We start from the raw sequence: 7,179 nt of genomic DNA, 5'->3' as shown, positions 1-7,179 counted from the left end.
CAAGGTCGTGCTCTACCAACTGAGCTATTCCCGCGTTTGCTTGTTGCCAAACAACGGGGCGTATTTTACGGATTTATCGTATTGTGTCAAATAAAATTCGTAAAAAAAGTTTTTGATTGGTTAAAAATAATTCAAAAATAAAAAGTGCGATTAAAATAACCGCACCTTTTATTTAAAATTTAGCCAATTCTATAATTCAATGTTATCTAATAAGCTACCTTTCGCTGCTTTCAAGTATTGGAGCATTGACCATACAGTTAAGATTGCCGCCAAGTAGAGAAGTATGATTGCCAATGTTTCCATATAGACATTATATCGCCAGAGTAATCCACCTAAAGCTAGCATTTGAGAGGTTGTCTTCACTTTTCCCATCCATGAAACGGCTACTTTATTACGTTCACCCAATTCTGCCATCCATTCACGTAAAGCAGAGATTATGATTTCGCGTGAAATCATAATAATAGCAGGGATAGTAATCCAAAAAGAATGTTGATATTCCACGATTAACACAAGGGCAGTAATAACCATCACTTTATCAGCTACAGGATCAAGGAAAGCGCCGAAGCGAGTTGTTTGTTTTAATTTTCGAGCAAGATAGCCATCAAACCAGTCGGTGACACCCGCGATAAAGAAAATAAGAGTGGTAATAAAAGGTGCAGAAGGGATAGGCAAATAAAACGCCAAGACGAAGAATGGAATTAAAATCACTCGGAGAATCGTCAGGAAAATGGGAATATTATATTTCATAAAAATAACCGCACTTTGGTTAAAGATAGGTTCATTTTAAAGGATCTACAAAAATAAAAAAAGCCACTTAATGTGGCTTTTTCTTAAAAATTAAAGTTTGTCAGCGTTTTGTTTCAAGTATTTAGCAACACCTTCAGGGCTGTCTTTCATACCTTCTTTGCCTTTTTCCCATTGAGCCGGGCAAACTTCACCGTGTTCTTCGTGGAATTGTAACGCATCAACCATACGTAACATTTCATCGATGTTACGGCCTAATGGTAAGTCGTTTACGATTTGGTGGCGAACAACACCGTTTTTGTCGATTAAGAATGAAGCACGTAATGCAACACCTTCTTCTGGGTGTTCGATACCGTATGCTTTAGCAATTTCGTGTTTAACGTCAGCTGCTAATGCATATTTAACTGCACCGATACCGCCGTTTTCAGTTGGGGTATTACGCCATGCATTGTGAGTGAATTCTGAGTCGATAGAAACACCAACCACTTCAACACCACGTTTTTTGAATTCTTCATAACGGTGGTCGAATGCGATTAATTCAGATGGGCAAACGAAAGTAAAGTCTAATGGGTAGAAGAATAATACCGCAGCTTTACCATTAACGTGTTTTTTGAAATTGAAGTTGTTAACGATTTCACCATTGCCTAAAACTGCAGAAGAAGTAAAATCTGGAGCTTGACGAGTTACTAATACCATAGTCATAATTCCTATATGAATGTTAATAAAAATTTTGCTTACGCAAAAACTCGGTTAGTATTCTAAAAAAATTGACCGCACTTTAACAGCTGTTTTTATCTATTGAATTAATTAATATTGTCTAAGTTACAGGTGAAATATATGTCAGAACATCATACTTTATCAACCACACTGGTTCATGCCGGACGTAAAAAACGTTTTACTCAAGGGGCGGTAAACCCGGTGGTCCAACGTGCCTCTTCTTTAGTGTTTGACACTATTGCAGATAAAAAACATTGCACAAAAAATCGTTACAAGGGAGAGCTTTTCTATGGACGCCGTGGCACGTTAACACACTTTGCGCTTCAAGATTTAATGTGTGAAATGGAAGGGGGCACAGGCTGTTATCTTTATCCTTGTGGGGCCGCAGCGGTAACAAATGCTATTTTATCCTTTGTAGAAACAGGCGATCATGTCTTAATGACAGGGGCAGCCTATGAACCGACGCAAGATTTTTGCAATGTGATTTTGAAAAAAATGCATATTGATACGACCTACTATGATCCAATGATAGGTACTGATATTGCTAAACTTGTGCAGCCAAATACCAAAGTCTTATTTTTAGAGTCGCCAAGTTCTTTAACGATGGAAGTGCCTGATATCCCAGCGATTGTTAAAGCTGTTCGAGCAGTGAGCCCTGAAATCGTCATTATGATCGATAATACATGGGCGGGAGGCGTACTGTTCAAAGCGTTAGAACACGGTATTGATATCTCTATTCAAGCTGGAACCAAATATTTAGTAGGGCATTCTGATATTATGATCGGTACTGCAGTGGCTAATGCACGTACTTGGGATAAATTGCGTGAACATTCTTATTTAATGGGACAAATGGTTGACGCTGATTCCGCTTATACGACAGCACGCGGTATTCGTACCTTAGGCGTGCGATTAAAACAACATCATGAAAGTAGTTTAAAAGTCGCCAAATGGTTAAGTGAACAACCACAAGTGAAAGCAGTTTATCATCCAGCGTTACCAAGCTGTCCAGGTCATGAAAACTTTAAGCGTGACTTTACCGGCGCAAGCGGTTTATTCTCTTTTGAATTACATAAACGTTTAAACGATGAAGAGCTTTCCGCCTTTATGGATCATTTTGAGCTTTTCACAATGGCTTATTCTTGGGGGGGGTTTGAATCGCTCATTTTATGTAATCAACCAGAAGAAATTGCGAAAATTCGCCCAGGTATTGAGCGTAAATTAACAGGTTCATTAATTCGTGTGCATATTGGATTTGAAGACACGGATGAATTAATTGCCGATCTTCAAGCAGGCTTTGACCGAATCAAATAAGAAAGAGGGCTGTTTATGTAAACAGCCCTTATTTACTCAATCTTTGAGTTGATTTATCATAGTCAGCATTTTTAGCAACTAGAGAAGAACAATGAAACATATTCATATTTTAGGCATCTGCGGTACCTTTATGGGCGGTGTCGCGATGATTGCCAAACAAATGGGCTATAAAGTAACAGGTTCCGATACCAATGTTTACCCGCCGATGAGCACTTTTTTACAAGAGCAGGGCATTGAAATTATTCCCAATTATGATGTGGCCCAACTTCAGCCTGCACCCGATATGGTGATTGTCGGAAATGCCATGAAGCGTGGTAATCCTTGCGTAGAATATGTTTTAGATAATGCCTTGCCTTACACATCAGGCCCACAATGGTTACACGACCATTTATTGCGTAATCGTTGGGTGTTAGCAGTTTCAGGTACACATGGTAAAACCACAACAACGGGGATGTTGACTTGGATTTTAGAACAAAATGGGTTAAAACCAGGTTTCCTAATCGGTGGTATTGCGGGGAATTTTGGTACCTCTGCTCGTTTAGGGGAAAGTGAGTTCTTTGTGATTGAAGCGGATGAATATGATACGGCGTTCTTTGATAAGCGTTCTAAATTTGTACATTACAATCCAAAAACTTTGATCATTAATAACATTAGCTTCGATCATGCTGACATCTTCGATGATCTTCACGCGATCCAGCGTCAATTCCATCATATGATCCGAACTATTCCTTCTACAGGACGCGTTCTTTCTTTTGCAGATGAGCAGAGCGTGAAAGAAACCCTCAATATGGGCTGTTGGTCAGAACAGCAGTTTATTGGTAAAGATAAAGAATGGTTTTCGGAACGTATTACTAATGATTGCTCAGAATTTACTGTATTCCATCACGGTAAAAAAGTTGCTGAAGTGAAATGGAATATTGTCGGACAGCACAATATGCACAATGCGTTAATGGCGATTGCGGCGGCTTACCATGCGGGTGTCAAAATTGAAGATGCATGTCATGCATTGGGCAGCTTTATCAATGCAAAACGTCGTTTAGAAGTGAAAGGGGAAGTAAACGGTATTACAGTTTATGATGACTTCGCTCACCATCCAGAAGCCATTCTTGCGACACTTACTGCGTTGCGTGACAAAGTAGGCGGTGGTGTCCGTATTCTTGCGGTATTAGAACCACGTTCAAACACCATGAAAATGGGCGTGCATAAAGATGAAATTGCGCCAGCGCTTGGACGTGCTGATGCGGTGTTTATGTTACAACCAGATAATATTCCATGGGATGTCGCTGAAATTGCAGGACAATGTGTGCAACCGGCACATTACACAGGAAATGTTGATAAATTAGTAGATATGATTGTGGCAGAAGCAAAACCAACGGATCATATTCTTGTGATGTCAAACGGTAGCTTTGGTGGCATTCATCAAAAGATTTTAGATCGATTAAAATAATCTCAATGTAAAGTGCGGTCAAAAATGAGAGTGTTTTTGACCGCACTTTTTATCATCAAAAATAGGGAAATCACATGGCCGATCCACATATTGAATCTCCAATGGATATTTGGGATAAACTCACCGTCATTATTTATCGCGCAGGCTTTGTCATTGCGGCATTTAGCATTTTGGCTTTAACCTGGTATCCTCAACAGGCTCAAATTGCCGTGTTGATTGCGGCAACTTGTTGTGCGTCATCGCTTCATATTTATTTAAAGCATTTCCGATTAACATTCCAATTTGCCACATGGCTTGCACTCTTATGTGCGCTTTTAGGTTGGCATGAATTAGCGTTAGGTGGTGCATTGGTCACACTGGGCGGTTTATGCTTTAAAGAATACTTCTGTTTTAGAGTACCGCTGTTAAATTTACAACCTGCATTTGTCGCCGCACTTTGGTTTGCTTGGGTATTTGAAGGTGGTTGGATTGCTCGCATTTTATCGTTGATCGTCGGTGGATTATTATTGATTCTTGCGGTTCAAAAATGGCGAATGCCATTGCATTTTGATATCGGTGATAAGACAAAGTATCAAATCTAATAAGATTGATAGATAAAGGCATAATGTTTCACAACATGTGCCTTTTTATTTTGATTCAATTTTATCTTTATCTAAAAACAAAAAAAGCACCGAAATTTCGGTGCTTTGTAATTTGGTTGCGGGGGCCGGATTTGAACCGACGGCCTTCGGGTTATGAGCCCGACGAGCTACCAAGCTGCTCCACCCCGCGTCTGATGGCGCGTAATATACTCGTTTCAAAAATTATTGCAAGATTTAAACTGAATTTGACTTTCCGTTTGTTAAGAAAATAAACAATGTGAATATTAATTAATCATTTTATGAAATAGTGCTAGTCCTAAAAGGGAATTTTTGATAGCGTATGCAACTTTGTATTAGTTAGTTTAATTTAGGAAAATAAGAATGAAATTTCGTCAAAATCTCGCCGTAAAAATTCTTTCTGTGATGGCGGCTGTTTCAGTACTTGCATCATGTGGATCGGCACCAAGTAAAGTCTCTTCAAAAAATAATTCTAGCTTGCCGCGTACTGCGACAGGCGACGATCCACAAAAATTCGGAGCAAAGTATAGTGGACGTACTTATCAACAAGCTATTTTAAGTCCCGTAGCTTCCGTGGAGAATAAAAGTGCGGTCGTTAACCAAGGTGACTTTTTAACACAGTTGACGAATGTTCGTGATTATTCAAATTCATTAACAAATCGCTTTGCGGCGAATTATGGCAAAATCACTAACTGGGTGCTTGCAGGAGCAAATGTAAATGAATTAGCACAATACGGCATTAATCCTCAGATTATGAAAGGTTTTGATGGTTATCAAAACGTGCTGATGACAGGTTATTATTCGCCAGTGATTCATGCACGTCGTACTGCACAAGGTCAATATCAACATCCAATTTATGCAATGCCAAGCTATAAACGTTATAGCCGTGCAGAAATTTATAATGGTGCATTGGCAGGACAAGGCTTAGAGCTCGCTTACAGTGATTCAATGATGGATAACTTCCTATTAGGCGTGCAGGGGAGTGGCTATGTTGATTACGGTGATGGCAATTTAAATTATTTAGCCTATGCGGGCCAAAATGGCTATAAATATCAAGCGGTTGGTCGTTTGTTAGTTGAAGATGGTGAAATTCCAAAAGAAAAAATGTCTATTCAAGCGATTCGTGAATGGGGGAAAGCAAACCCATCTCGAGTACGAGAATTGTTAGAACGTAACCCATCTTATGTTTTCTTTAAAAACGATCCAACAGGTGAAGTGAAAGGTTCTGCAGGCGTGCCTTTAGTGCCTATGGCAGCCGTCGCTTCTGACCGTAATGTAATTCCTTCAGGAACCGTATTATTGGTTGAAGTACCGGATATTGATAATGAGGGTAACTGGATGGGCACACACAAATTACACTTAATGGTGGCACTTGATGTGGGCGGTGCGGTAAATGGTCACCACTTTGACTTATACCGTGGTATTGGCGATCAAGCGGGTCATATTGCGGGGTTATCAAAACACTATGGACGCGTTTGGGTACTACAATAATGGCTCGAGTCGATAACTACGAACAACGTTTTGGCGGAATTGGCCGACTTTACACACCAGAAGGCTTGGCGCGTTTGCGTCAGGCTCATGTGTGCGTCATTGGTATTGGTGGCGTAGGTTCGTGGGTAGTGGAAGCATTGGCTCGAAGCGGTGTAGGGCAGATCACTATGATTGATATGGATGATATTTGTGTCACCAATATTAATCGTCAGCTTCCTGCGTTGAGTGGCAATATTGGCAAGCTTAAAACAGAAGTGATGGCAGAACGCGTTAAGCTGATTAATCCAGAATGTGTGGTGAATATTATCGATGATTTCATTTCACCGGATAATCAAGCAGAATACTTAAATCGTGGCTATGATTATGTGATTGATGCCATTGATAGCGTGAAAACGAAAGCCGCGATGATTGCCTATTGCAAACGTAATAAAATCAAGATTATTACCATTGGTGGCGCAGGTGGTCAGACCGATCCTTCGAAAATTCAAATTGCTGATTTAAGCAAAACGATTCAAGATCCACTATTGGCAAAAGTGCGGTCAGTTTTACGTAAGGATTTCAATTTTACTCAAAATCCACAACGTAAGTTTGCAGTTGATGCGGTGTTTTCCACCCAGCCTCTGATTTTCCCTAAAATGGGCGAGGGCTGTGAAGTATCAGCTACCATGAATTGTGCAAATGGTTTTGGTGCGGCAACTATGATCACCGCAACTTTTGGATTTTTTGCCGTTTCTCGGGTAATCGATAAGTTATTAAAATAAAGAAATGAAGCAACGTGAAAACGTTGCTTTTTCTTTATGAATGAAAGTATTTAACAAGATGAAGAAATATCACTTCATTTTTTTATTTGGAATGTTGCAATTTTATCAA

Annotated in this window: 7 protein-coding genes and 1 tRNA gene; 5 read left to right on the top strand and 3 right to left on the bottom strand. The window is 39.8% G+C overall.

What is annotated here, in order from left to right; translation table 11 throughout:
• Window positions 1–189: 189 nt before the first annotated feature.
• Both pgsA and HMPREF2750_RS07525 read right to left on the bottom strand, forming a co-directional pair.
• Window positions 190–747 carry a CDP-diacylglycerol--glycerol-3-phosphate 3-phosphatidyltransferase gene (pgsA, locus tag HMPREF2750_RS07530; RefSeq protein WP_005696448.1) on the bottom strand — a complete coding sequence of 186 codons (558 nt, stop codon included), beginning with the start codon at window positions 745–747 and terminating at the stop codon, window positions 190–192.
• A gap of 90 nt (window positions 748–837) precedes the next feature.
• The gene (locus HMPREF2750_RS07525) at window positions 838–1,440 is read right to left on the bottom strand and encodes a peroxiredoxin C (protein ID WP_049370140.1); all 603 of its coding nucleotides are present in this window, start codon (window positions 1,438–1,440) and stop codon (window positions 838–840) included.
• Window positions 1,441–1,581: 141 nt separating this feature from the next.
• Between HMPREF2750_RS07525 and metC the strand changes: the two genes are divergently transcribed.
• From metC to HMPREF2750_RS07510, 3 genes are all read left to right on the top strand, one after another.
• Window positions 1,582–2,772, top strand: coding sequence for a cystathionine beta-lyase (metC, locus tag HMPREF2750_RS07520; protein ID WP_070583242.1), 1,191 nt, complete (start codon window positions 1,582–1,584; stop codon window positions 2,770–2,772).
• A 91-nt stretch (window positions 2,773–2,863) separates the two neighbouring features.
• A complete protein-coding gene (gene mpl, locus HMPREF2750_RS07515) occupies window positions 2,864–4,219 on the top strand; it encodes a UDP-N-acetylmuramate:L-alanyl-gamma-D-glutamyl-meso-diaminopimelate ligase (RefSeq protein WP_070583241.1) in 1,356 nt (451 codons plus the stop codon).
• Between the two features lie 74 nt (window positions 4,220–4,293).
• Window positions 4,294–4,800: a DUF2301 domain-containing membrane protein gene (locus HMPREF2750_RS07510; RefSeq protein ID WP_070583240.1), complete on the top strand. Its 507-nt coding sequence runs from the start codon at window positions 4,294–4,296 to the stop codon at window positions 4,798–4,800.
• A gap of 113 nt (window positions 4,801–4,913) precedes the next feature.
• Here the strand turns inward: HMPREF2750_RS07510 and HMPREF2750_RS07505 are convergent.
• Window positions 4,914–4,990 (bottom strand) — tRNA-Met (locus HMPREF2750_RS07505).
• 191 nt (window positions 4,991–5,181) lie between these two features.
• On the opposite strand from HMPREF2750_RS07505, the gene mltA reads away from it, so the two are divergent.
• Both mltA and tcdA read left to right on the top strand, forming a co-directional pair.
• Window positions 5,182–6,309, top strand: a complete 1,128-nt coding sequence (mltA, locus tag HMPREF2750_RS07500) for a murein transglycosylase A (protein ID WP_070583239.1) — start codon at window positions 5,182–5,184, stop codon at window positions 6,307–6,309.
• Window positions 6,309–7,070: a tRNA cyclic N6-threonylcarbamoyladenosine(37) synthase TcdA gene (tcdA, locus tag HMPREF2750_RS07495; protein WP_070583238.1), complete on the top strand. Its 762-nt coding sequence runs from the start codon at window positions 6,309–6,311 to the stop codon at window positions 7,068–7,070. Before mltA ends, tcdA begins: the two co-directional genes overlap by 1 nt.
• Window positions 7,071–7,179: the final 109 nt, after the last annotated feature.

Origin of the sequence: Haemophilus sp. HMSC066D02, assembly GCF_001810545.1 — a bacterium.
Taxonomy (GTDB): Bacteria; Pseudomonadota; Gammaproteobacteria; order Enterobacterales; family Pasteurellaceae; genus Haemophilus_D.
Note: the sequence above shows the minus strand (reverse complement) of the source record. Positions and strands in the feature narration are given on the sequence as shown.